Here is a 22,433-nt window from a genome sequence, read left to right on the forward strand (position 1 = left end):
GGCGGAGCCCCGACGAGACCGGCAAGCTCCAGCCCCGCCGGCGTTTGAGGCGCGGGTCCGGGCAGAGCCCGGTTACGGGAAGGTGGGGGTCCCCCTGCGGCCGCCAGACGCAGGGGGAGGGTAGGGGAACAGTCCCGCGCAGCGGCCCCCACCGTCACCCCGCCCCCGCCCCCCGAAACCTCGTCGTCCGGTGAACCGGATCCGTGTCGATCTGCGGGATCACGTGCTCCCCGATCAGCCGGATCGTCGTCATCGTGTCCTCGTACGACACCCCGATCGGCAGTCCGAAGGACAGCTGGTCCGCCCCCGCCTGCTCCCACCGCTTGCACTGCTGCAGCACCTCCCCCGGGTCGCCGCAGATCATCAGCTCCTCCGCGATCAGCAGCTCGATGATCTCCGCCGTGTACTCCGGCAGCAGTTCGGGCCACTGCGGCACGCCCTCGGGCCGCGGGAAGGTGTCGTGGTAGCGGAACAGCAGCGACTGGAGGTAGTTGAGGCCGCCGGAGACCGCGATCTCGACCGCCTTGTCGTGCGTCTGGGCACAGATCGCCGTCGACGTGACCATCACGTTGTCGTTGACGAACGCGCCGACCGCCTTCGCGTCCTTCACGGCCGTTTTGTACGACTCGAGGACCCACTCCATGTCGGAGACCTTCTGGACGCTGAAGCCCAGCACCCCGAGGCCCTTCCTGCCGGCCATGGCGTACGAGGACGGGGACCCGGCGGCGTACCACATCGGCGGGTGGGCGGGGCCGTACGGCTTCGGGAGGACCTTCCGCGGGGGCAGGGACCAGTGCTTGCCCTGGAATCCGACGTACTCGTCCTGCAGCCACATCTTCGGGAACTCGGCGATCGTCTCTTCCCAGATCTCCTTGGTGTGGTTCATGTCGGTGATGCCCGGCATGAACCCGAGGATCTCGTGCGACCCGGCGCCCCGCCCGGAGCCGAACTCGAAGCGTCCCTCGGAGAGATGGTCGAGCATCGCGACCTTCTCGGCGACCTTGACCGGATGGTTGACCGGGGCCAGCGGGTTGAAGATGCCCGATCCGAGGTGGATCCGCTCCGTGGCGTGCGCGAGGTAGCCGAGGAAGACGTCGTTGGCCGACAGGTGGGAGTACTCGTCCAGGAAGTGGTGCTCGGAGGCCCAGGCGTACTTGAACCCGGACTTGTCCGCCTGGATGACGTACTCGGTCTCCTCCATCAGCGCCTTGTGCTCGGCGAGCGGGTCGGTCTCGGCGCGCTTGCCGAGGTATCCCTGAACAAAGAGTCCGAATTCCAAGGGGTTCCACCGCCTTATCGGTTCCGTCTGCTCCGCTTCCCGCCGGATCGCTCAATTGACGAACCGTCAGGTTCGGATGTGGTCGACTGTTCCACCGGCCGACTGCCCAGTCAATACCTGACAGAGCGTCAGAGAATGCTGACGCCCGCCAGCCACCCGCCGTCGATCACGAACGGCTGGCCGGTGATGTACGAGGAGTCCTCGCCGGTCAGGAAGAGTGCGAGCCGGGCGACCTCCGCCGCCTGCCCGACCCGGCCGAGCGGCACCAGCGTGCGGTACAGGCCCTCGATCGCGGCCCGGTCCGTGCCTTCCGGGTTGCTCATCGGCGTGTCCACGGCCCCGGGGCACACGGCGTTGACCCGGATGCGCTTCGGCGCGAGCTCCAGCGCCGCCACCCTCGTCAGGCCGAGGATCGCGTGCTTGGAGGCGGCGTAGGCGCCGACGCCGGCCATGCCGGTGAGGGCCGTGTACGAGGCGGTGTTGACGATCGTGCCGCCGCCCGCCGCCTCGATCTCGGGGGCGACGGCGCGGATGCCGAGGAAGGTGCCCACCTGGTTGACCTGCGTGACGAGCTGGAACTCCTCCAACGGGGTGGACACCAGCTCGTTGAAGCGCAGGATGCCCGCGTTGTTGACGAGCCCGTCGATCTTCCCGAAGGCGTCCTTCGCGGCGGCGACGGCCGCCGTCCAGTCTGCTTCGCGGCCCACGTCGAGATGGACGTAGAGCCCGCCGACCTCCTTGGCGAGCGGTTCGCCGAACTCGTCGAGCACGTCCGCGAGGACCACCTTCGCGCCCTCCGCCGCGAAGAGCCTCGCCTCCTGCTCCCCCTGTCCGCGCGCCGCGCCCGTGACGAGGACGACACGTCCGTCCAGCTTGCCCATGCCTGCTCTCCCTGGTCGGTCGATCGGCTGTCAGCCGTCGGTCTTCAGTCGAGGTGCGGGGCCACGTCGGCGGCGAACGCCGCCATCTGGTCGGCGAGTTCGGTGACGCTCCGGCTGCGGAACCGGACCTGGATCTGGTCCACGCCCATCGCCGGGTAGGCGCGCAGCGACTCGGCCAGCGCCTGCGGCTTGCCGGTGAGCGTGCGGCGGCCGACAGGCCAGGCCGGTTCGCCGACGTGGAGCGGTTCGGTGATGGCGCCGACCGTGAACGGGCCCTCGATCCCGGCCGCCTCCCGCAGAGCGCGCACCTTCGCGATCTGCGCCGGGAGCCTGTCGCGGGGGTCGCCCTGCGGCAGCCAGCCGTCGCCCTTGAGCGCGGCCCGGCGCACGGCGGCGGGCGACGAACCGCCGACCCAGAGCGGGACACGCGGCTGTGCGGGGCGCGGCCGCTGGCCCAGGTCCTTGAAGGAGTACCGCTCCCCGCTGAACTCCGGGTACTCGTCGGGGCCCAGCGCCGCCCGCAGCGCGTCGATGCTCTCGTCGAGCACGGCGCCGCGCCCCTCGAAGTCGGCGCCCAGGGCGTCGAACTCCTCGCGTACGTGCCCGGCTCCGACGCCGAGGACCAGCCGCCCGCCGGAGAGGTGGTCGAGGGTCGCGTACTGCTTGGCGCTCAGCAGCGGGTGGCGCAGCCCGACGACCGCGACATGGCTCAGCAGCCGTACCCGTCCGGTCACGCCGGCGAGGAAGCCGAGCGTGGCCACCGGGTCGTACCAGACGGTGGACATCGCGTCCGCGAGACGCCGCGGGATGGCGACGTGGTCGCAGACGGCGACGTACGCGAAGCCGGTCCGGTCCGCGGTGCGGGCGATCTCGGCGAGCTCGCCCGGGCCGGCCCCGGCCTCCCATGCTTCCGCGTAGAGGGTGCTCTGCGACTGGACCGGAAGCTGCATCCCGTACGCCACCATCGCGACCTCCCCGATCTGACGACCCGTCACGAACTCGCGAGGCCATCGTCACCGCCCGCTCCACAACAGGCAAGAGGTACGCGGCGGGAGCTCAGCCCAGCAGCGCGTACACCGTCGACGCACGGGCGGCCGGTTCCCGCGTGCCCTCGGCGGTCATGGTGATGTCGGCGAAGGCCGTGCGCCTGCCGAGCTTGGTGATCCGCGCGTCGACGAGGACGTCGGCGCCGACGACCGCGCGCATGAAGCTCGTCGACTGCTGGACGGTGGTCATGGGGACGAAGCCGCCGCGCGCCGACGACACGGCGATCACGGTCGCGGTGTCGGCGGCGGCCATCAGCGCCTGCCCGCTCAGCGCGCCGCCCTCCCGGGCCAGCCGGTCGGTCCAGGGCAGCCGCAGTACGGCATGGAGCTCGCCCGCCTCCTGGACGGACAGCCCGAGTTCGAGCACCCAGGGGGCGAAGTTGTCGGCGAGGATCTTGTCGGCTTCGGCGATGGTGAGCGTCATGCCCCGATGGTGCCGCCCGGGAGGCCGTCCGGGTAGCGGGCACGCGCTACCGGGCGGGGTACGGCTCCGGGCCGTACCCCCGTCGCCTCAGCGGAGCTCCCCCTCCAGCAGTCCCATCGTGAACTGGTCGTACCACTTCCCGTCGCGGCGGAAGGTCTGGCGCAGGCGGCCCTCCTCGACGAAGCCGACCTTCCGGTAGACCCGCTGGGCGCCGTGGTTCTCCGCGGCGACCGTCAGCGTGATCTTGTGGAGGCGCATCTCGTCGAAGCCGTAGCGGCATACCGTCCGCATCGCGTCCGTCGCGTAGCCCTTGCCCCAGTAGTCCTTCTCGCCGAGGTAGATGTCCAGCTCGGCGATGCCGGTCTCCGGCTGCGCGTCGTGCAGCGCGACGAGCCCGATCAGCCGGCCGTCGCTCAGCGTCTCGATGCCGAGCAGCAGGTCGCCGTAGGTGTTGCGCGGCCGGTCCTCCAGCCATGTGCGCACGTGTTCCGGCGTGGAGGGGTGGTTGTCGTCCATCCACCGCATGACGTCCGGGTCGTGGTTCCACCGCCACAGCGCCTCGGCGTCCGCCGGACCCATCGCCCGCAGCTTCACCAGTTCTCCGAGCACCATGCCCGCCGCCCCCTTCGCTTCCGTGTGATCGCGACACAGTTAGCACGCGGCGGGCGGGGCGCTCAACGCGATTTGCCCCGGCGGTCGCCTACGGGCCCGGCCACAGACCGTCGGCCGTCAGCCCCAGCAGGTCGATCGCGTTGCCGCGGACGATCCGTTCGACCACCTCCGACGGCAGATGGCCCATCTGGGACTCGCCGACCTCCTTCGACTTGGGCCAGGTGGAGTCCGAGTGCGGGTAGTCCGTCTCGTAGAGGACGTTGCCGACGCCGATCGCGTCGAGGTTCCGCAGGCCGAACGCGTCGTCGAAGAAGCAGCCGTAGACGTGTTCCGCGAAGAGTTCGGACGGCGGCCGGGTGACCTTGCCGGCGACGCCGCCCCAGGCCCGGTTCTCCTCCCAGACGACGTCGGCGCGTTCGAGGATGTACGGGATCCAGCCGATCTGGCCCTCCGCGTACATGACCCGGAGGCCGGGGAAGCGCTCGAACTTGCCGCTCATCAGCCAGTCGACCATCGAGAAGCAGCAGTTGGCGAAGGTGATGGTCGAGCCGACGGCCGGCGGGGCGTCCGCCGAGGTGGACGGCATCCGGCTGGAGGAGCCGATGTGCATGGCGACGACCGTGCCGGTCTCGGCGCACGCGGCGAGGAACGGGTCCCAGTCGTCGGTGTGGATCGACGGCAGCCCCAGGTGCGGGGGTATCTCGGAGAAGGCGACGGCGCGCACCCCGCGCGCCGCGTTCCGGCAGACCTCCGCGGCGGCCAGCTCCGCGTCCCACAGCGGGACGAGGGTCAGCGGGATCAGCCGGCCCCGCGCCTCGGGGCCGCACCACTCCTCCACCGTCCAGTCGTTGTAGGCCCGTACGCACAGCAGGCCCAGCTCGCGGTCGGCGGCCTCGGTGAAGGTCTGGCCGCAGAAGCGGGGGAACGTCGGGAAGCAGAGCGCGGACGTGACGTGGTTGACGTCCATGTCGGCGAGGCGGTCGGGGACGCTGTACGAGCCGGGGCGCATCTGCTCGTAGGTGATGATCTCCAGCCTGATCTCGTCGCGGTCGTAGCCGACGGCGGTGTCGAGTCGGGTGAGCGGCCGGTGCAGGTCCTCGTACACCCACCAGTCGCCGACCGGCCCCTCGTCGCCGGGCGCGCCCATGACGGGGGCGAACCTGCCGCCCAGGAAGGTCATTTCCCTCAGGGGCGCGCGGACGATCCGCGGGCCGGTGTCGCGGTACTTCGACGGGAGCCGGTCCCGCCAGACGCCGGGCGGCTCCACCGTGTGGTCGTCCACCGAGATGATCTTGGGGAAGGTTTCCATGGTTTCACGGTAGCGCCGACCTGACGGTCCGTCAGCTATCAGTGCGGGTTCCGTCGGCCCCGACCCGCTATAAACCTCGCGTATACATGCTGTGTATAGTCACGACGCGTACGGACGACCACCGGCCCCGGCCGCATTCCGTACGCCCGGCACACCGCCGCGCACCCGCGCCACACCACCCACGAACGGGGAGACTCGCCATGCCCTCAAGGACGTCCAGAACCCGGCTCCGGGTTGTCCCGGCCCTCGCAACTGCGGCGGTGCTCACACTCGCGCTCGCCGGCTGCTCCGCCGACAGGACCTCCCCCGCGGACGCCCGCTCCGAGGCAGCCGAGTCCGGCGCCTCCGGGTCCGACGGCAAGCCGCTCGCGAGCGGACAGAGCGGCGGCGCGGGCTCGGCGCCCGCCGTCGACTGCGAGAAGGCCAAGTGCATCGCGCTCACCTTCGACGCCGGGCCCGGCAAGGACACCCCGGAGCTGCTCGACATCCTCAAGAAGGAGAAGGTGCACGCCACCTTCTTCCTCCTCGGCAAGAACCACGTGCTCAAGTACCCCGACGTGGTGCGCCGCCTCGCCGCGGAGGGTCACGAGGTGGCCAACCACACCTGGACGCACCAGCGGCTCGACAAGCTCGACAAAGAGGAGATACGCGAGGAACTGGGCCGCACCCAGGACGCCATAGCCGAGATAACCGGCGAGAAGCCGCGGCTGATGCGCCCGCCCCAGGGCCGCACCGACGACGAGGTCACGGCGGTCAGCAAGGAGCTCGGCCTCTCCCAGGTCCTGTGGAGCGCCACCGCGAAGGACTACTCGACCACCGACAGCGCCCTGATCGAGAAGCGCATCCTCGACCAGGCCGGGCGCGACGGCATCATCCTGCTGCACGACATCTACGACGGAACCGTTCCCGCCGTTCCCGGCATCATCTCCGAACTGAAGAACCGCGGTTACACCTTCGTCACGGTCCCCGAACTCCTCTCACCGGCCGCGCCCGAGCCCGGAACCGTGTATCGCCCCTGATCAGAGCGGTCCGGGCGATCGGAAGGGCGAGCGGCAGAGCGGGCCGCCCCGCTGCTGACGCGGCCGCCCCCAACAAGGCAGACTGTCGAGGGCGATTCCGGCAGTACCGGCAGGGGGCAGCTATGGACCGTGACAGCGGGCCACGCGTACCGAACCAGCGCGCTCCGCTCGCGAGCGAAGAGGACGAGCTCCACTTCAGCGTGCTCGGACCGGTACGGGTGCGGCGGGGCGGAGAGACCCTGCCGCCCGGCTCGCCGCAGCAGCGTGCCCTGCTGGTCGCGCTGCTGCTCCGCGACGGGCGCACCGCCACCGCCCACGAACTCATCGACGCGATCTGGGGCGAGCAGCCGCCGTCGCAGGCCCTCGCCGCCGTCCGTACGTACGCCTCCCGGCTGCGCAAGGCGCTCACCGCCGAAACCCTGGTCAGCGAGTCGGGCGGCTACGCGCTGCGCATCCGGCGGGACGCCCTCGACCTCGCCATCGCGGAGGAGCTCGCGACGGAGGCGTACAAGGCGCAGGCGGCGGGCGACCGCGCCCAGGCGCGCGCCCTGCTCAACAAGGTGCTCGGCCTGTGGGACGGCGAGCCGCTGGCGAACGTCCCCGGGCCGTACGCGGAGAACCAGCGGACCCGGCTCGTGGAGTGGGGTCTGCAACTGCTGGAGACCCGGCTCGACATCGACCTCGAGGTCGGCCGCCACGCGGAGGCCGTCTCCGAGCTGACGGCCCTCACGGCGAGCCACCCGCTGCGGGAGCGGCTGCGCGAGCTGCTGATGCTCGCGCTGTACCGCAGCGGCCGGCAGGCGGAGGCGCTCGCGGTCTACGCCGACACCCGCCGGCTGCTCGCCGACGAACTGGGCGTCGACCCGCGGCCCGAGCTGTCCGACCTCCAGCAGCGCATTCTGCGGGCCGACGCCGAACTGGCCCGCCCCAGCGAGGAGCCCGCGCCGGCCCCGCAGACCACCCGGCCCGCCCAGCTGCCCGCCACTGTCCCGGACTTCACCGGCCGGCTGTCCTTCGTGGGCGAGCTCGGCGGCCGGCTCACCACCGCGGAGGGCTCGGTGATGGCGGTCTCCGCCCTCGCCGGCATCGGCGGCGTCGGCAAGACGACGCTCGCCGTCCACGTGGCCCACCAGGCGCGCAAGCACTTCCCGGACGGGCAGCTGTACGTGGACCTCCAGGGCACCAGCAGCCGGGCCGCGGAACCGGAGACCGTCCTCGGCGCGTTCCTGCGCGCGCTGGGCACCGCCGACTCCGCCATCCCGGACACCCTGGACGAGCGGGCGGCGCTGTACCGCTCGGCACTGGACGGCCGCCGCATCCTCGTCCTGCTCGACAACGCCCGCGACGCCGCCCAGGTCCGGCCCCTGCTGCCGGGCACCGAGGGATGCGCCGCGCTGATCACCAGCCGGGTACGGATGGTCGACCTGGCGGGCGCGCACCTGGTGGACCTGGACGTGATGTCCCCCGAGGAGGCGCTGCAGCTCTTCACCCGGATCGTCGGCGCCGATCGGGTCGGCGCGGAACGGAAGGCGGCACTGGACGTGGTCGCGGCGTGCGGCTTCCTGCCGCTGGCGATCCGTATCGCCGCCTCGCGGTTGGCGGCCCGCCGCACCTGGACCGTGTCGGTCCTCGCGGCCAAGCTCGCCGACGAGCGGCGCCGGCTGGACGAGCTCCAGGCGGGCGATCTCGCGGTGAAGGCCACGTTCGAGCTCGGCTACGGGCAGCTGGAGCCGGCCCAGGCCCGCGCGTTCCGTCTGCTGGGCCTCGCGGACGGCCCCGACATCTCGCTCGCCGCGGCCGCCGCCGTACTGGAGCTGCCGCCGCACGCGACCGAGGACCTGCTGGAGGCCCTGGTCGACACGTCCCTGCTGGAGTCGGCCGCCCCCGGCAGGTACCGCTACCACGACCTGGTGCGCCTCTACGCGCGTGCGTGCGCGGAGCGGGACGAGTCCCCCGAGGCGCGGGAGGCCGCCGTCTCCCACCTGCTGGACTTCTATCTGGCGACGGCGGCCCGGGTCTTCGCCATGGAGCGTCCGGGCGACCGGCTCGTGGTCCATCTGGAGCCGACGGGTGACGCCGGGCTCGAGTTCGCGCACCTCGACGACGCCCAGGACTGGCTCTACGCGGAGGCCCACTGCCTCCTGGCCTGCGCCCGGCAGGCGTCCCCCGGACCGCAGTTGCGGCGGGCGGTGGACCTGCTCTGGGCCGTGCAGAACCTGGCCGAGTCGGGAGCGAACTCGAAGGTCTACGAGTCCGTGGCCTGCGGCGCGGTCGAGGCGGCACGGGCCGCCGGCGACACCCGCACCGAGGGCCGGGCGCGCACGTCGATGACGAACGTGCATCTTGTGGCGGGCCGTTACGGCGAGGCGGACGAGGAGGCCGCCCAGGCGGCGGTCCTGGCCCGCTCGGTGAACGACCCGGCGCCGGTCTACTGGTCGGACAACGACCGGGGGATCATCGCGTTCATACAGGGGCGCAACCAGGAGGCCGAGGAGCACCTGCGCCGCGCCATGGAGGGTTCGCGCCTCGACGGCAACCTGCCCGGCGAGGCGAGCGCCCTGTCCAATCTCTCCCGCATCCACGTCGCCACCGGCCGCATCACCCAGGGGATCTCGCTCGCGGAGCAGGGCATCGCCATCTACGACCGGATCGGCCACACCCTGCGGCTGGCCAACGCCCGCTACGCCCTCGGGGTCGCGCTGACGCAGGGGGGCCGCCACACGGACGCCCTGGAGCAGCTCTCGGAGGCGCTGAACCTGTTCGAGTCGAACCGCCAGCGCCTGTGGGAGGGCACGGCCCACTTCCGCATCGCGCAGGCGCATCTGTCCGCGCACCGCCCTGCGCCGGCCGCGCAGCACGCGGAGCAGGCACTCGCGATGGGCTGCATCGGCGGCGACCGTACCCGCGGCAACACGCTGATCACGCTCGGCCGGGCACTGGACAGCCTCGGACAGGCCGACCGGGCTCGCGCGTGCTGGCGCGAGGCGCTCCTGCTGCTTGAGGAGTCCGGCGCGGCCGAGGCCGAGGAGGCCCGGCAGCTGCTGACCTCCGGGCTCAGGGCTGCCTGACGGGAAAAACGCGGGCCTGGGCGTTCATCGTTTGTTTATGCTCGTCGGACATTCTCAGAGGTGTTCGGTCCGACGCGTCGGGGGGCCAACTGGACCGGGTACCTGGCCTTCTGCCCGGAGGCCATCGGGGGAGTCTCTGGGCGGAAGGCCATCTTCAGCCACGTCGGTCGATCCCAACGGGGGACAGAACATGAGCAGCACCGAGAAGAACGACGAGCAGATCACCACGATGGGCGACCACCACGCGCCGGTTCCGCCCGCCGACGGCATCACGACCATGGGCGACCACCACGCCCCGGTCCCGCCGGCCGACGGCATCACCACGATGGGTGACCATCACGCGCCGGTTCCGCCCGCCGACGGCATCACCACCATGGGCGACCACCACGCCCCGGCGCCGCCGAAGGGCTGACGCGAGCCAACAACGACGGGGAACGGCCGCGGCGGCGCGGAGGGGGAGCCGCCGCGGCCGTGGCATGTCCGGGGACAACCCCCGGGCACACCATGTGACTTGACGCACACCACGACACGGCGTCAACAAAGTCACTGTTCGGACAAAACCAAAAGGATCTCAGGCAGAAACGCAGCAGAACTGCACCGTTGCAGTGTGTACTTGGGCGCGTCCGCCCCCAACGGACCACATCCCCTGCCCTCCTGAGGTCCATATAGATGATCGAGATACCCGAGCTGGCCGCCGGCGGCCTGGCCGCCGGGACGCTGACCGCATTCGCCCTGGGCGGCGGGCTGCTGCGCGCCCGGCGGGAACGGGACCGGCAGCGCGCCGAGATCGAGACCCTGCGCGGCCGGCTCGACGCCTCCCGTGACGAACTCGCCGGGGCGACCGCCGCGTTCGCCGCCGAGGTCGAGCATCTGGCCGTGAAGCGCATGCCCGCGGAGGCCACCCGCTGCGCCCATCCGCACGTACAGGTCCCCGGACCGCTCGGCCCCGCCGGCGCGGGGACGGACTCGGTCCTCGAGGTCCTGCGCACGGCGATCGCCCAGGAGCGCAAACGGGTCGACGCGGCCGCCCGCGCCGGTATGCGCGGCACCACCCGGGAGATCCAGGCCGGTCTCTACCGGCTCCAGGACGTGCTGCACGGACTCCAGCAGCGCTACGACGACCCCGAGCTCGCCCAGACCCTCTACGCGCTCGACCACGAGAACGAGCAGTCCCTGCGCCGCGCGCAGGTCGCCGCCGTGGTCTGCGGCGCCTGGGTCGGGCTCGCCCGCGAGGAGTCGCACCTCGTCGACGCCGTCACCGGCGGCCAGGCCCGGCTCGTCGGCTACCACCGCGTACAGGTGCACCACCATCTCGAGCCGGGCACCGCGCTGGTGTCGCACGCCGTGGAGCCGGTCGCCATCATCGTGGCCGAACTGCTCGACAACGCGCTGCGCCACTCGTCGCCGGACACGGGCGTCGTGGTGAACCTCGAACGCGTCCACCACGGCGTCACCGTGACCATCGACGACGCGGGCGTCGGCATGGCCCCGGACGAACGCGCCGACGCCCAGCGGATGGTGGCCGGCACCGACCCGATCCTGCTGTCAGAGCTCGGCGACCCGCCCCGGATGGGGCTCGCGGCGATCGGCCAGCTCACCCGGCAGTTCGACCTGTCCGTCGACCTGTCGACGCCCTCTCCGTACGGCGGCGTCCGCGCGGTCCTGCTGGTCAAGAACCATCTGCTGTCCCACATCGACCCCGTGCTCCACCCGCCCGCCGCGAGCGCCGCCCCCTCCACCCGGCGGCCCGAGGCGCAGGAGCGGGAGCCGCGGCCCGACCAGATCCACCAGGGCAGCGCCCCGCAGGCGGACGAGCCGGCCCGCCCGTACGCGCCCCCGGCCCCCTACGAACCCGCCCGCACACCGGCCCTCTCGGCGCCCGAGCCGGAACACGCGCACGAGCACCAGCACGAGCAGGCCCCCGACCCCGGCCCCGACGGCGAGGTGCTCCCGCAGCGCCGCCGCCGCGTCCGCGCCCGGCCGCAGACCGACGCCCCGGCGCCCAAGCGGCCCGCCCGCACGCCCGAGGAGTCCGCAGCGGCCCTCGGAGCCCTGCAGTCCGCCACCAACGCGGCCCGCGAGGCCGCCGCCACCGAAGGGAACGACCCCAGATGAACAGCCGCGAGACGGGCGACACGGCCTGGGTGCTCGACCCCATCCTCGAAATCCCCCACGTACGGGCCGCCGTGCTGCTCACCAGGGACGGTCTGGTCTCCGGGTTCTCCGCGGCGCTCGCCCAGGACTCCGCCGAACGCGTCGCCGCGATCACGTCCACCGTGCAGGGCGCCTGCCGCACCGCCGCCGCCGCGTTCGCCGACGCCTCCGTCGCCCAGCTCCGCCAGGTCGTCATCGAGTCCGACCACGGCTACATCCTGGTGGCGCCCACGGACCACGGCACCTGCGTCGCCGCGTACGGCGGACCCGAGGTGCGGCTCGACCTCCTGGGCCACCGGGTCCACTCGCAGGTCGCGCGGCTCGGTGAGAAGGCGATGGCCGCCGCCCCGCGCGACGGCGTCTCTCCCGTATGACGGGCCGCCGGAGCGGCCGGCCGCTGGTCCCCGCCTACCTCGCCACCTCAGGCGTGGCCCGGCCCAGCCGCAACAGCCTGGAGCGCCTGTCCGTACTGACCGGCACGGGCGGGCCCGCGCCCGCGGGGCTGCCCGCGGCCCAGCACGCCCTGCTCGGCGCGCTGGACGGCGGGTCGCTGACCGTGGTGGAGAGCGCGGCCGTGCTCCGGCTGCCGGTCTCCGCACTGCGGGTCCTCGCCGCAGCCCTGATCGACCAGGGACTGGTGAGCGCCCGCCCGCCCGTACCCTCCGCCGCCCCGCCCGACCGTGACCTGTTGAAGAGAGTGGCCGATGGCCTCCGCGCCCTCAAGCTCTGACCGGATGTCCAGCGCGTCCGCCCCGCCCGCCGCCCAGCACGGGCTGCATCTGCCGGACACCGCCCGGGAGTTGGTGAAGATCCTGGTGACCGGCCCGTTCGGGGTCGGCAAGACCACCCTGATCGACTCGGTGTCGGAGATCCGCCCGCTGCACACCGAGGAGCATCTGACCGAGGCGTCCGCCGGAGTGGACGACCTCGCCGGTGTCCGCGACAAGACGACGACGACCGTCGCCATCGACTTCGGCCGTGTCTCGCTGGGCGACTCCGTCGTCCTGTATCTGTTCGGCACGCCCGGCCAGGAGCGCTTCCGCGCCCTGTGGGACGACATCGCCTTCGGGGCGCTCGGCGCGCTCGTCCTGGTCGACACCCGGCGGATCGACGAGTCGTTCGACGTCCTCGGCCTCGTGGAGGAGTCCGGCGTGCCGTACGCCGTCGCGCTGAACACGTTTCCCGACTCCAAGCAGTACACCGAGGAGCAGTTGCGCCGCTCGCTCGACCTGGAGCCCGACACCCCGCTCGTCACCTGCGACGCCCGCGACACCAACGCGTCCGTCGACGCGCTGCTCGCCCTCGTCCAGCACCTCGTCGACCGGATGACCCCGGAGGAACGGTGACCGCCTACCCCGCCCGCGCCGACGCGTTCACGCTGTCCGCCCCGGTACGTCTGTGGGAGGACGGCTTCGCCGCCGACCCGTTCGCCTACTACGCGACGCTGCGCGCCCAGGGACCGGTCGGCTGGGCCGAACTGGCCCCCGGCGTCTCCGCGTACATCGTCACCGACCGGCGCGCCGCGCTCGATCTGCTGCACGACACCGAGTCGTTCTCCGTCGACCCGCGGCCCTGGGAGAAGACGGTCGCGGAGGACTCGCCGGTCCTCGGCATGATGCGCTGGCGGCCCAACGCCCTGTTCTCCGACGGCGACGCGCACATCCGCTACCGCCGCACCCTGCTCGAGGCGTTCGACCTCGTCGAGCCGCACGACCTGCGGGAGCGGGTGCACCGGTCCGTGGACCTCCTGGTGTCCCGCTTCGGGCCGGACGGCGAGGCCGACCTGGTCACCCAGTTCGCCCGCCCGATGATGGCGCTGATCTTCAACAACCTGTTCGGACTGCCCGACAGCGAATCGGGCCGGCTGGACGCGGCGCTCGGCCAGATGATGGAGGGCGGCGACCGCGCGGCCGAGGGCGAGGCCGAGTACGGCAAGTACGTGATGGAGCTGATCGGCGCCAAGACGGCCGAGCGCGGCGACGACCTCACCAGCCGGCTGCTCGACCACCCCCTGGGGCTCACCCCGGAGGAGGTCACCTGGCAGGTGTTCCTCATGCTCGGCGCGGGCCACGAGCCCTCGGCGAACCTGATCTCCAACGCCCTGTCGCGCATCCTCGGCAACTCCGCCTACTACTCGACCCTCACCTCCGGGTCGCGTCCCGTGATGGACGCCGTCATGGAGGTGCTGCGCTACGAGACCCCGCTCGCCAACTACGGCGTGCACTTCGCGCGCGAATCGATGAGCTTCCACGGGATGTGGCTCCAGGCCGCCGTGCCCATCGTCATCTCCTTCGGCGCGATGGGGCACTTCGCGGAGCGGGACTTCGCCGGGGCGCACCATCCGCACGACGCCTCGCACATGTCGTGGGGCGCCGGTCCGCACTCCTGCCCCGTGAAGCAGCCCGCCCTGCTGATCGCCACGGAGTCCATCGAACGTCTCACCCAGTGGCTGCCCGACCTGCGGCCGCTGGTGCCGCGCGAACGGCTCGACTGGCGGCCCGGGCCCTTCCACCGATCGCTGACGGCGCTGCCCGTCGGCTTCACCCCTCGTAGCCCCGACCAGGCAGGAGACCGCGTATGACCGCGCCCACCCGTGTGGCCATCGATCCGTTCGGCGCCGACATCGTCGCCGAGAGCGCCAGGCTGCGCTCGCTCGGACCGGTGGTGCCCGTAGAGCTGCCGGGCGGGATCCCCGCCTGGGCGCCCACCGGTCACGACACTCTCAAGTCCCTGATCCTGGACCCGAGGGTCAGCAAGGACCCGCGCAAGCACTGGTCGCTCTTCCCCACGATCGGCGAGCACCCGGAGTGGGCATGGATCCTGGGCTGGGTCGGCGTGACGAACATGCTCTCCACCTACGGCAGCGACCACACACGGCTGCGCAAGCTCGTCGCGCCCAGCTTCACGGCCCGCCGCACCGAGGCGATGCGCGACCGGGTCGAGGCGATCACCGAGGAGCTGCTGTCCGCGATGGAGGCCGCCGGGGCGGACGGCTCGGTCGTGGACGTGAAGGCCGCCTTCGCCCATCCGCTGCCGATGCGGATGATCTGCGAGCTGTTCGGGGTGCCGGACCACCTGGTCGACGGCACCGGCCGGCTGATCGCCGCGATCATGGACACCTCGGACCCGAGCCCCGAGCACGGCGCCTTCGTCCAGGAACAGATCGTCACGGTCCTCGGTTCGCTCATCGCCCACAAGGTCGAGAACCCGGGCGACGACATGACCACCGAGCTGATCAAGGTCCGCGACGAGGACGGCGACCGGCTCGGCGAGGAGGAGCTGCTCCACACCCTGCTGCTCGTCATCGGCGCCGGTTTCGAGACGACGGTCAACCTGATCGGCAACGCCGTCGTCGCTCTGCTGGAGCACCCCGAGCAGCTGGCCGCCGTACGGGCCGGTGAGCTCGGCTGGGACCGGGTGGTCGAGGAGGTGCTGCGCGTCCGGCCGTCCATCGCGAGCCTGCCGCTGCGTTTCGCGGTCTCGGACATCACCGTCGACGGCGTGGTGATCCCGGCCGGCGACGCGATCCTGACGACGTACGCCGCGGCGGGCAACGACCCGGCCCGGTACGGCGCCACGGCGGCCGACTTCGACGCCATGCGGGCGGCGGACGACCATCTGTCCTTCGGCGTCGGCGTGCACCGCTGCATCGGCGCCCCGCTGGCCCGGATGGAGGCGATCACCGCGCTGCCCGCGCTCTTCGACCGCTTCCCCGGCCTCGCGCCCGCGTTCAAGGACGGCGAGCTGAAGCAGGTGCCGTCGTTCATCGCGTACGGCTGGCAGGAGATCCCGGTCCGCCTCCAGGGCTGAACCGGCCGCCGGTCACCCGCCGCGGCGCGAGCGGAGCTCGGTCTTCAGGACCTTTCCGCTCGCGTTGCGCGGCAGCCCGGCGACGAACTCGACCTGCCTGGGCACCTTGTAGTTCGCCATCTCCCGCCGTGACCAGGCGATCAGGTCGTCGGAGGTGAGCGTCGAGCCGGGCCGCCGGACCGTGTACGCCTTGCCCACCTCGCCGAGCCGCGCGTCGGGCACACCGACGACGGCGACGTCCGCGATGTCGGGGTGCAGGCCGAGCAGCTGCTCGATCTCGGCCGGATACGCGTTGAAGCCGCCGACGATGAACATGTCCTTGATCCGGTCGGTGATCCGCAGGTTCCCCGCCGCGTCGAGGACGCCGACGTCGCCGGTGCGCAGCCAGCCGTCGGGGGTGAGGGCGGCGGCCGTGCCCTCCGCGTCCTCGAAGTAGCCGCGCATGACGTTGTGCCCGCGCACCAGGATCTCGCCGGGCTCCCCCGGGGCGGCGAGGACGCGGACCTCGGTGCCGGGTATCGCCCGCCCCGAGGTGGTGGCGACGGTGCCCGGGTCGTCGTCCCGGCGGCACATGGTGACGATGCCGCTCGCCTCCGAGAGGCCGTACGCGGTCAGGACGGTGGCGACGCGCAGTTCGCCGCGCAGCCGCTCGACCAGCCGGAGGGGGACGACGGCGGCGCCGGTGACGACGAGGCGCAGGGCGCTCAGGTCGTGCCGGTCGCGGGCCGGGTGGTCGAGCAGCGACTGGTGGAGGGTGGGCGGGCCGGGGAGCACGGAGATGCGCTCGGCGGCGATGTTGGCGAGGACGGTGTCCACGTTGAAGACGGACTGGGGGACGATCGTGGCGCCGCGGGTGAGGCAGGCGATGACACCGGCCTTGTAGCCGAAGGTGTGGAAGAACGGGTTCACCACGAGATAGCGGTCGCCCTCGCGCAGCCCGGCCAGTTCGCTCCACAGGTCGTAGCAGCGCAGGGTCTGGGCGTGGGTGATGACGACGCCCTTGGGGCGGCCGGTGGTGCCGGAGGTGTAGACGATGTCGGACGGGTCCTCCGCGGTGACGGTCCCGGCCCGCTCGCGCACCGTCGCGGCCGGGACGCCGTCGCCGCCGGCCAGGAAGTCCTTCCAGGTGCGGTAGTCCTCGGGCGCGGTGTCGGCGAGGACCACGACCTGTTCCAGGTCGGGCAGTTCGACGTCCGCGCGGCGCAGCGAGGCGACGTAGGAGGTGCCGAGGAAGGTGCCGGTGACGAAGAGGAGCCGGGCGCGGGAGCGGCGCAGGACGTCGCCGGCCTCGGCGCCTTTGAAGCGGGTGTTGAGCGGGACGAGCACGCCGCCCGCGCTCACGGCGCCGAGCGCGGCGACGATCCAGTCGAGGGTGTTGGGGGCCCATATCGCGACCCGGTCGCCCTTGTGGATGCCGGCGGCGATGCACGCGGCGGCGGCGCGCTCGACGCGTTCGCCGAGCTCCGCGTACGAGATCCGGGTGCGGCCGTCGACGACGGCCTCGCGCCCGCCGTGCCGCCGCGCGGCGCTCCGCACCAGCTTCGGGATGGTGCCCCACTCCAGGTCGCCGCGTCGCATCGCATGCCTCCTGTACGGCCGTCCGCAGTAGCTGACGGTACGTCAGATTAGCTGTACGCTCCGGCCATGGCGACCCTCAAGGACAAGGCAGCGATCGTCGGAACCGGCCGGACGGCCTTCGCCAAGCGGCTCCCGGAGCCGGAGAGGACCCTGGCCTGCCGCGCGATCCTCGCCGCGCTCGACGACGCCGGCATCTCCCCCTGCGAGGTGGACGGCTTCGCCTCGTACACGATGGAGGAGACCGACGAGGTGGAGGTCGCCAAGGCCATCGGCGCCGGCGACGTCACCTTCTTCGCCAAGGCCGGTTACGGGGGCGGCGGCTCCTGCGCCACCGTCGCGCATCTGGCCGCCGCCGTCGCCACCGGCCAGGCGCGGGTGGGCGTCGCCTGGCGGTCCCGCAAACGCGGCTCCGGGCCGCGCCCCTGGACGAGTACCGCCGCCCAACTGCCCACCCCCGCCCAGTGGACCCGGCCCTTCGGCCTGCTGCGGCCCGCCGACGAGATCGGGATGCTCGCCCGCCGCTACATGCACGAGTACGGCGCGACCCGCGACCACTTCTTCAACGTCGCCCTCGCCTGCCGCAACCGCGCCAACCAGAACCCCGCCGCGATGATGTACGACCGCCCCCTGACCCGCGAGATGTACATGACCTCCCGCTGGATCAGCGAACCGCTCTGCCTCTTCGACAACTGCTTGGAGACCGACGGCGCGCTCGCCTGCGTGGTCGTGAGCGCGGAGCGCGCCCGCGACTGCCGGCAGCGGCCCGTGTACGTCCACTCCGCCGCCCAGGGCCTGCCCGCCCAGCACCACGGGATGGTCAACTACTGGAACGACGATCCGCTCACCGGCCCCGCGTGGACGGCGGCCCGGCAGCTCTGGAAGCAGGCCGACTTCGGCCCCCAGGACGTGGACGTGGCCCAGATCTACGACGCGTTCACCCCGCTGATCCCGCTGTCGCTGGAGGGCTACGGCTTCTGCGGCCGGGGCGAGGGCGCCGCCTTCACCGAGGGCGGCGCGCTGGAGATCGGCGGCCGGCTGCCGCTGAACACCGGCGGCGGCGGCCTCAGCGAGGCGTACGTCCACGGCTTCAACCTGATCACCGAGGGCGTCGCGCAGCTGCGCGGCACCTCGACGGCCCAGGTGCCGGGCGCGGCGACCTGCCTGGTCACCGCCGGCGAGGGCGTACCGACATCGGCACTGCTGCTGAGGAGCTGAGATGCTGCGACCGGTCATCGACGACGACGGCGCCCCGTTCTGGGCATACGCCGCCCGCGGCGAACTGCGCGTCCAGTCCTGCGCCGAGCCCGGCTGCGGCGAGCTGCGCTTCCCGCCCCGGCCCTGCTGCCCGCACTGCGGCTCGTTCGCCGTCGAGTGGCGCCGGATGAACGGCCGCGGCCGCATCTGGTCGTACGTGCTCCCCCACCCGCCGCTGCTCCCCGGCTACGCCGAGCAGGCTCCCTACAACGCGGTCGTCGTGGAACTCGCGGACGCCCCGCGCATCCGGCTCGTCGGCAATGTGGTCGCGGCCCCGGACGCGCCGCTGAACTCGGTCGACCCGGCCCGGCTGCGCATCGGCGCCGGGGTGCGCGTGGTGTTCGACGGCGATGCGATGCCGCGCTGGCTGCTGGAGCGCTCATGAGCGTCCGGGTGTCGGCCGACGAGGACACCGGCGTCGCCCTGGTCACCCTCGACCGGCCCGCGCGGCACAACGCGATCGACCTGGAGACGGCGGTCGAACTCCGCTCGGTGTGGCGGGAGTTCCGGCAGGAGACGTCGGTGCGCGCGGCCGTGCTCACCGGCGCGGGCGGCAAGGCGTTCTGCACGGGCATCGACCGCGCGGCCGAGGTCCCGCAGCCGCCCTCGCCCTACTCGGTGGACGACCCGCTCCTCACCGTCGGCCCCAAGGCCAACGACCTGTGGAAACCGGTGATCGCCGCCGTGGAGGGGATGGCCTGCGGCGGCGCCTTCTATCTGCTCGGCGAGAGCGACTTCGTGGTCGCCTCGCACGAGGCGACGTTCTTCGACCCGCACACGACGTACGGCATGGTCAGCGCCTACGAGACCGTCTACATGGCGCAGCGGATGCCGGCCGGCGAGGTCGCCAGGACGGCCCTGATGGGCACGGCGGAGCGGCTGACGGCCCGGCGGGCGTACGAGATCGGGCTGGTCTCCGAGCTGACCGGGCCGGGCGGCGCCGTGGCGGCGGCGCTGCGGGCCGCGGCGGTGATCGCGTCGCACCCGACGGACGCCGTCCAGGGGACGGTCCGCGCGGTGTGGTCGGCCGGCGAGGCGTCGCGCGCGCAGGCGCTCACCCATGCCCCGCACCTGGTCGCGCTCGGCAATCTGCCGCCACAGCGGCAGGCCGAGCTGTTCACGAGCGGGCGGGGCAGGGGCGGCTACCGGCTGCGCTGAGCCCCGGGGACCCAGCCGCGGGGCTCAGATACGGCTGACCCGCGTGACCTCGCACTTGGTGTACTCCGAGCCGTCGCCCGAGCCGGTGTACGGCGTGGTCAGCTCGGCGGTCTGGGTGGCGTCCGCGGCGACGGCGATCCCGGCCTTCATCGCGGTGGCGGGGACCACGGTGCTGCCGGCGCCGCCGGTGAACTTCATGGTGACGTTGTAGTCGTAGTCCAGGGCGCCGCTGTTGTCGATGCTGATCTTCGCGGTCAGGTTCTTCGTCGCCGGGTCGTACTTGCACTCGGTGATGCTCACGTCGCGGGCGGCCTTGTCGGCGCTGGAGCCGCCGGGCACCGAACCGCCCGAACTGCTGGAGCCGCCGCTGCTGGAGGAGCTGCTGGAGCTGCTGCTGGAGTTGTCGCAGCCACCGCCGGAGCCGCGGGCCCCGGTCAGTGCGACGATGGCGATTCCGAAGACAGCGATGGCCCGGACATGACGGATCTGCACGTTTCAACCCCCGTTGAAGGTGTCGGTAGATGGGCTCGATTGACGAGCGCACGTCACCCTAGCAGCGGGAACGGCAGCCTCCGGCCCACGCGCCGACGGCGGCCACCCCGTGGGGTGGCCGCCGTCGGCGTGACAGGACTCAGGTGCGGGGCGGGGCGGATCGCTCCGCCCCGCGGTTACTTCGCCGGTTTCTTTCCCGTGATGCCCAGATGCACCAACAGGGCGAGATTGGGTTTGAGTTCGGCCTGCTTGACGCCCCAGGTCGTAAAGCCCTTCTGGTGCGAGGCGACCGCCGCCAGCATCGCCACCAGAGACCCGGCCATCGCCGCGGGGCTGACGTCCTTGTCGACCCTGCCCTTGCCCTGGAGCTCCTTGACGGCGTCCGTGAGGGAGTTGGTGACCGAGTTCAGGACCTTCATTCGGATCTTGTAGAACCGCTTGTCGCCCTCGGCCGCGCCGAGATCGACGACCCGGAGGATCGCGTCGTTGCGGCGCCAGAAATCGAGGAATCCCTCGACGAGTTCCTCCGAGGTCTGCCAGCCGGCCTTGCCCGTCCAGGAACGCCCGGAGACCAATTCGGTCAACTGAGCGCCTTCCTTGGCCATTTCCTCGGCGATCTCCAGTACGGCGCCCTCGACATCGGGGAAGTACTGATAGAACGTCGCGGGCGAAGTGCCCGCCTTCCGGGCCACGTCGATGACTTTGACGTCCCGGTAGGGCGAGGAACTGAGCATCTCGCTGAGGCAGTCGAGCAGCTTCTGCCGCGTCGCCTGGCCGCGTCGTCCGGCGACCCGGCCGTCGACGGTGCGCACTTGTCCTGTCATGCCGTCAGCTTACCGAGGGGTGATCGGGGCGCGATTCGGCCGACTGCAAATGGGGTGCCGACCACAGAACGCAATAGTGTTATCAACAGCCTGTGGACAACTTCGGTGGACAACTCAACGAAATCAGCCCCGCCGCGATCGGCTTCGAACGTCCGCCCCGACCCCTTCCCCCACCGCAAAGCAGGGCCTTTCCGCTCAAAGGTTCGATTTGATTCCGCGCGCACCGCGTGCTGCGCCGTTAGCTTGAAAGTGACGGGCACCACACTGGGTACCACGCCAGTACCGCACCGGGCGCCGCACCCAGGGAAGGAATCAGGTCCATGGCCGCATTCGCAGAGGGCACGCCGTGCTGGGTGGACGCATCGCTCCCCGACGTGGAGGCGGGCAAGCGCTTCTACGGCGAGCTCTTCGGCTGGACCTTCACCGAAGGGGGCGGCGGGCAGGTCCCCGGAGGCGGCGCACGCGCCCGGCACGCCGACGCGTACAGCGACGGACGCCTCGTCGCCGCGCTGACCCCCAAGCGGGACGGGCGGATGCCCACCGTCTGGGGCGTCTACTTCGCCACCCCCGACGCCGCCGCCCTCGGCCGGCGCATCACCGAACAGGGCGGCCAGGTGATCAGCGACCCGCTGCCCGCCGGCCGGAACGGCACCTCCGCGGTCGTCGCCGACCCCGGCGGCGCGGTCTTCGGCCTGTGGCAGGCGGACCGGCGTACGGGCTTCGAGAAGCACGGCGAACCGAACTCGTACTGCTGGACCGAGGTGTACACCAGGGACCCGGAACGCACCGACGCCTTCTACGAGTCGGTGTTCCGCTTCCAGGGCACGGACCTGACCGGCCCCATGGCGGGCTTTCGCATGTGGTCGCCCGCCGGCACGGAACCGGGCGAGGCGACCGCCGTCGGCGGACGCAGCGTGTTCACCGACGAGTTCCCGCCCGAGATGCCCGGCCACTTCCTCGTCTACTTCTGCGTCAACGACTGCGACGCGGCCGCCGCGACCGTCGTCCGGCTCGGCGGCCGGGTCCGCAGCGCGCCCGCCGACACCCCGTACGGCCGGATCGCCACCTTCGGCGACAACCAGGGCGCCGTCTTCGCGGTGCTCGCCGAGCCTGACCGGTCGGCGGCGCCCGGCCAGGAGCAGCGCGACGAGGAGACGGCCGGGAGCGGCGGACCGCACCGGTTCGAGCCGCCGGCACCGGACTCCGCGAAGGAGCCGGAAGCGGCCGTGACCAGGCCCTTCGAGGACCCCGGCGCCGACGAGCACGAGGACGAGGGCCCCGGCACCACCCGCCGGAAAGCAGGCTGACTCCACGCCGCGCGCCCTGCCGACGAGGGCGGCGCGGCCGTGCGGCGGCCGCACAGAAGTGCCCGGGCCGCCTCACAGAAGTGCCCGAATCGCGGTGAGACACCCCGATCCGCCCCCGGGTTCGCAACCCTGGCCCCGGACAGGAAGAATCAGGGTGCTCACCGCTGAGGGTCTCGATGGTGAGACCCTGCACGGGGCTGTATGTGACGGGCTCCAAT

Annotated in this window: 22 protein-coding genes; 13 read left to right on the top strand and 9 right to left on the bottom strand. The window is 72.1% G+C overall.

Annotation, left to right across the window (positions count from 1 at the left end; all coding sequences use genetic code 11):
• Positions 1 to 154: 154 nt before the first annotated feature.
• The 6 genes from ACWD01_RS18980 to ACWD01_RS19005 all read right to left on the bottom strand — a co-directional run bounded on the left by ACWD01_RS18980 (position 155) and on the right by ACWD01_RS19005 (position 5,551).
• A complete protein-coding gene (locus ACWD01_RS18980; RefSeq protein ID WP_451163211.1) occupies positions 155 to 1,279 on the bottom strand; it encodes an LLM class flavin-dependent oxidoreductase in 1,125 nt (374 codons plus the stop codon).
• A gap of 128 nt (positions 1,280 to 1,407) precedes the next feature.
• On the bottom strand, positions 1,408 to 2,160 hold the full coding sequence (locus tag ACWD01_RS18985; RefSeq protein WP_451163213.1) for an SDR family NAD(P)-dependent oxidoreductase: 753 nt from the start codon (positions 2,158 to 2,160) through the stop codon (positions 1,408 to 1,410).
• Between the two features lie 44 nt (positions 2,161 to 2,204).
• A complete protein-coding gene (locus ACWD01_RS18990; protein ID WP_451163479.1) occupies positions 2,205 to 3,125 on the bottom strand; it encodes an LLM class F420-dependent oxidoreductase in 921 nt (306 codons plus the stop codon).
• Positions 3,126 to 3,216: 91 nt separating this feature from the next.
• Positions 3,217 to 3,630: a PaaI family thioesterase gene (locus tag ACWD01_RS18995; RefSeq protein WP_451163215.1), complete on the bottom strand. Its 414-nt coding sequence runs from the start codon at positions 3,628 to 3,630 to the stop codon at positions 3,217 to 3,219.
• 87 nt (positions 3,631 to 3,717) lie between these two features.
• On the bottom strand, positions 3,718 to 4,242 hold the full coding sequence (locus ACWD01_RS19000; RefSeq protein ID WP_451163217.1) for a GNAT family N-acetyltransferase: 525 nt from the start codon (positions 4,240 to 4,242) through the stop codon (positions 3,718 to 3,720).
• A gap of 88 nt (positions 4,243 to 4,330) precedes the next feature.
• Positions 4,331 to 5,551 carry an amidohydrolase family protein gene (locus ACWD01_RS19005; RefSeq protein WP_451163219.1) on the bottom strand — a complete coding sequence of 407 codons (1,221 nt, stop codon included), beginning with the start codon at positions 5,549 to 5,551 and terminating at the stop codon, positions 4,331 to 4,333.
• A gap of 200 nt (positions 5,552 to 5,751) precedes the next feature.
• Here ACWD01_RS19005 and ACWD01_RS19010 point away from each other — a divergent pair, with 200 nt between their 5' ends.
• The 9 genes from ACWD01_RS19010 to ACWD01_RS19050 all read left to right on the top strand — a co-directional run bounded on the left by ACWD01_RS19010 (position 5,752) and on the right by ACWD01_RS19050 (position 15,602).
• A complete protein-coding gene (locus ACWD01_RS19010; RefSeq protein WP_451163221.1) occupies positions 5,752 to 6,570 on the top strand; it encodes a polysaccharide deacetylase family protein in 819 nt (272 codons plus the stop codon).
• A gap of 122 nt (positions 6,571 to 6,692) precedes the next feature.
• Positions 6,693 to 9,638, top strand: a complete 2,946-nt coding sequence (locus ACWD01_RS19015; protein ID WP_451163223.1) for a BTAD domain-containing putative transcriptional regulator — start codon at positions 6,693 to 6,695, stop codon at positions 9,636 to 9,638.
• Between the two features lie 190 nt (positions 9,639 to 9,828).
• Positions 9,829 to 10,050 carry a hypothetical protein gene (locus ACWD01_RS19020; RefSeq protein ID WP_451163225.1) on the top strand — a complete coding sequence of 74 codons (222 nt, stop codon included), beginning with the start codon at positions 9,829 to 9,831 and terminating at the stop codon, positions 10,048 to 10,050.
• A 257-nt stretch (positions 10,051 to 10,307) separates the two neighbouring features.
• Positions 10,308 to 11,753 carry an ATP-binding protein gene (locus tag ACWD01_RS19025; protein WP_451163227.1) on the top strand — a complete coding sequence of 482 codons (1,446 nt, stop codon included), beginning with the start codon at positions 10,308 to 10,310 and terminating at the stop codon, positions 11,751 to 11,753.
• Positions 11,750 to 12,166 carry a roadblock/LC7 domain-containing protein gene (locus tag ACWD01_RS19030; RefSeq protein WP_451163229.1) on the top strand — a complete coding sequence of 139 codons (417 nt, stop codon included), beginning with the start codon at positions 11,750 to 11,752 and terminating at the stop codon, positions 12,164 to 12,166. Before ACWD01_RS19025 ends, ACWD01_RS19030 begins: the two co-directional genes overlap by 4 nt.
• Complete coding sequence (locus ACWD01_RS19035; RefSeq protein ID WP_451163231.1) at positions 12,163 to 12,522, top strand: DUF742 domain-containing protein; 360 nt, start codon at positions 12,163 to 12,165, stop codon at positions 12,520 to 12,522. Before ACWD01_RS19030 ends, ACWD01_RS19035 begins: the two co-directional genes overlap by 4 nt.
• Positions 12,523 to 12,526: 4 nt before the next feature.
• Positions 12,527 to 13,138: a GTP-binding protein gene (locus ACWD01_RS19040; protein ID WP_451163233.1), complete on the top strand. Its 612-nt coding sequence runs from the start codon at positions 12,527 to 12,529 to the stop codon at positions 13,136 to 13,138.
• Complete coding sequence (locus tag ACWD01_RS19045; RefSeq protein WP_451163235.1) at positions 13,135 to 14,373, top strand: cytochrome P450; 1,239 nt, start codon at positions 13,135 to 13,137, stop codon at positions 14,371 to 14,373. Before ACWD01_RS19040 ends, ACWD01_RS19045 begins: the two co-directional genes overlap by 4 nt.
• The gene (locus ACWD01_RS19050) at positions 14,370 to 15,602 is read left to right on the top strand and encodes a cytochrome P450 family protein (protein WP_451163237.1); all 1,233 of its coding nucleotides are present in this window, start codon (positions 14,370 to 14,372) and stop codon (positions 15,600 to 15,602) included. Before ACWD01_RS19045 ends, ACWD01_RS19050 begins: the two co-directional genes overlap by 4 nt.
• 12 nt (positions 15,603 to 15,614) lie before the next feature.
• Here the strand turns inward: ACWD01_RS19050 and ACWD01_RS19055 are convergent, their stop codons facing one another.
• Entirely contained in the window at positions 15,615 to 17,180 is a 1,566-nt protein-coding gene (locus ACWD01_RS19055; RefSeq protein WP_451163239.1) for a FadD3 family acyl-CoA ligase, read from the bottom strand.
• A 66-nt stretch (positions 17,181 to 17,246) separates the two neighbouring features.
• On the opposite strand from ACWD01_RS19055, the gene ACWD01_RS19060 reads away from it, so the two are divergent.
• From ACWD01_RS19060 to ACWD01_RS19070, 3 genes are read left to right on the top strand one after another with little or no spacing between them, the layout of a single operon-like run.
• A complete protein-coding gene (locus tag ACWD01_RS19060) occupies positions 17,247 to 18,395 on the top strand; it encodes a lipid-transfer protein (RefSeq protein ID WP_451163241.1) in 1,149 nt (382 codons plus the stop codon).
• Position 18,396: 1 nt separating this feature from the next.
• Positions 18,397 to 18,819: a Zn-ribbon domain-containing OB-fold protein gene (locus tag ACWD01_RS19065; protein WP_451163243.1), complete on the top strand. Its 423-nt coding sequence runs from the start codon at positions 18,397 to 18,399 to the stop codon at positions 18,817 to 18,819.
• Positions 18,816 to 19,592, top strand: a complete 777-nt coding sequence (locus ACWD01_RS19070) for an enoyl-CoA hydratase/isomerase family protein (RefSeq protein WP_451163245.1) — start codon at positions 18,816 to 18,818, stop codon at positions 19,590 to 19,592. The genes ACWD01_RS19065 and ACWD01_RS19070 overlap by 4 nt, the downstream gene beginning before the upstream one ends.
• Before the next feature lie 24 nt (positions 19,593 to 19,616).
• Here the strand turns inward: ACWD01_RS19070 and ACWD01_RS19075 are convergent, their stop codons facing one another.
• Together ACWD01_RS19075 and ACWD01_RS19080 are read right to left on the bottom strand one after the other, a co-directional pair.
• Positions 19,617 to 20,084, bottom strand: coding sequence for a hypothetical protein (locus ACWD01_RS19075; RefSeq protein ID WP_451163247.1), 468 nt, complete (start codon positions 20,082 to 20,084; stop codon positions 19,617 to 19,619).
• Between the two features lie 176 nt (positions 20,085 to 20,260).
• Entirely contained in the window at positions 20,261 to 20,908 is a 648-nt protein-coding gene (locus tag ACWD01_RS19080; RefSeq protein WP_451163249.1) for a TetR family transcriptional regulator, read from the bottom strand.
• Between the two features lie 320 nt (positions 20,909 to 21,228).
• Between ACWD01_RS19080 and ACWD01_RS19085 the strand changes: the two genes are divergently transcribed.
• On the top strand, positions 21,229 to 22,215 hold the full coding sequence (locus tag ACWD01_RS19085) for a VOC family protein (RefSeq protein ID WP_451163251.1): 987 nt from the start codon (positions 21,229 to 21,231) through the stop codon (positions 22,213 to 22,215).
• Positions 22,216 to 22,433: the final 218 nt, after the last annotated feature.

Source organism: Streptomyces sp. NPDC002835, from assembly GCF_053591995.1.

Excerpts from the sequence above, each read along its gene's own strand:
- ACWD01_RS18985 (WP_451163213.1), bottom strand. The coding sequence starts at position 2,160 with ATGGGCAAGCTGGACGGACGTGTCGTCCTCGTCACGGGCGCGGCGCGC.
- ACWD01_RS18990 (WP_451163479.1), bottom strand. The coding sequence starts at position 3,125 with ATGGTGGCGTACGGGATGCAGCTTCCGGTCCAGTCGCAGAGCACCCTC.
- ACWD01_RS18995 (WP_451163215.1), bottom strand. The coding sequence starts at position 3,630 with ATGACGCTCACCATCGCCGAAGCCGACAAGATCCTCGCCGACAACTTC.
- ACWD01_RS19000 (WP_451163217.1), bottom strand. The coding sequence starts at position 4,242 with ATGGTGCTCGGAGAACTGGTGAAGCTGCGGGCGATGGGTCCGGCGGAC.
- ACWD01_RS19005 (WP_451163219.1), bottom strand. The coding sequence starts at position 5,551 with ATGGAAACCTTCCCCAAGATCATCTCGGTGGACGACCACACGGTGGAG.
- ACWD01_RS19010 (WP_451163221.1), top strand. The coding sequence starts at position 5,752 with ATGCCCTCAAGGACGTCCAGAACCCGGCTCCGGGTTGTCCCGGCCCTC.
- ACWD01_RS19015 (WP_451163223.1), top strand. The coding sequence starts at position 6,693 with ATGGACCGTGACAGCGGGCCACGCGTACCGAACCAGCGCGCTCCGCTC.
- ACWD01_RS19020 (WP_451163225.1), top strand. The coding sequence starts at position 9,829 with ATGAGCAGCACCGAGAAGAACGACGAGCAGATCACCACGATGGGCGAC.
- ACWD01_RS19025 (WP_451163227.1), top strand. The coding sequence starts at position 10,308 with ATGATCGAGATACCCGAGCTGGCCGCCGGCGGCCTGGCCGCCGGGACG.
- ACWD01_RS19030 (WP_451163229.1), top strand. The coding sequence starts at position 11,750 with ATGAACAGCCGCGAGACGGGCGACACGGCCTGGGTGCTCGACCCCATC.
- ACWD01_RS19035 (WP_451163231.1), top strand. The coding sequence starts at position 12,163 with ATGACGGGCCGCCGGAGCGGCCGGCCGCTGGTCCCCGCCTACCTCGCC.
- ACWD01_RS19040 (WP_451163233.1), top strand. The coding sequence starts at position 12,527 with ATGTCCAGCGCGTCCGCCCCGCCCGCCGCCCAGCACGGGCTGCATCTG.
- ACWD01_RS19050 (WP_451163237.1), top strand. The coding sequence starts at position 14,370 with ATGACCGCGCCCACCCGTGTGGCCATCGATCCGTTCGGCGCCGACATC.
- ACWD01_RS19055 (WP_451163239.1), bottom strand. The coding sequence starts at position 17,180 with ATGCGACGCGGCGACCTGGAGTGGGGCACCATCCCGAAGCTGGTGCGG.
- ACWD01_RS19060 (WP_451163241.1), top strand. The coding sequence starts at position 17,247 with ATGGCGACCCTCAAGGACAAGGCAGCGATCGTCGGAACCGGCCGGACG.
- ACWD01_RS19065 (WP_451163243.1), top strand. The coding sequence starts at position 18,397 with ATGCTGCGACCGGTCATCGACGACGACGGCGCCCCGTTCTGGGCATAC.
- ACWD01_RS19070 (WP_451163245.1), top strand. The coding sequence starts at position 18,816 with ATGAGCGTCCGGGTGTCGGCCGACGAGGACACCGGCGTCGCCCTGGTC.
- ACWD01_RS19080 (WP_451163249.1), bottom strand. The coding sequence starts at position 20,908 with ATGACAGGACAAGTGCGCACCGTCGACGGCCGGGTCGCCGGACGACGC.
- ACWD01_RS19085 (WP_451163251.1), top strand. The coding sequence starts at position 21,229 with ATGGCCGCATTCGCAGAGGGCACGCCGTGCTGGGTGGACGCATCGCTC.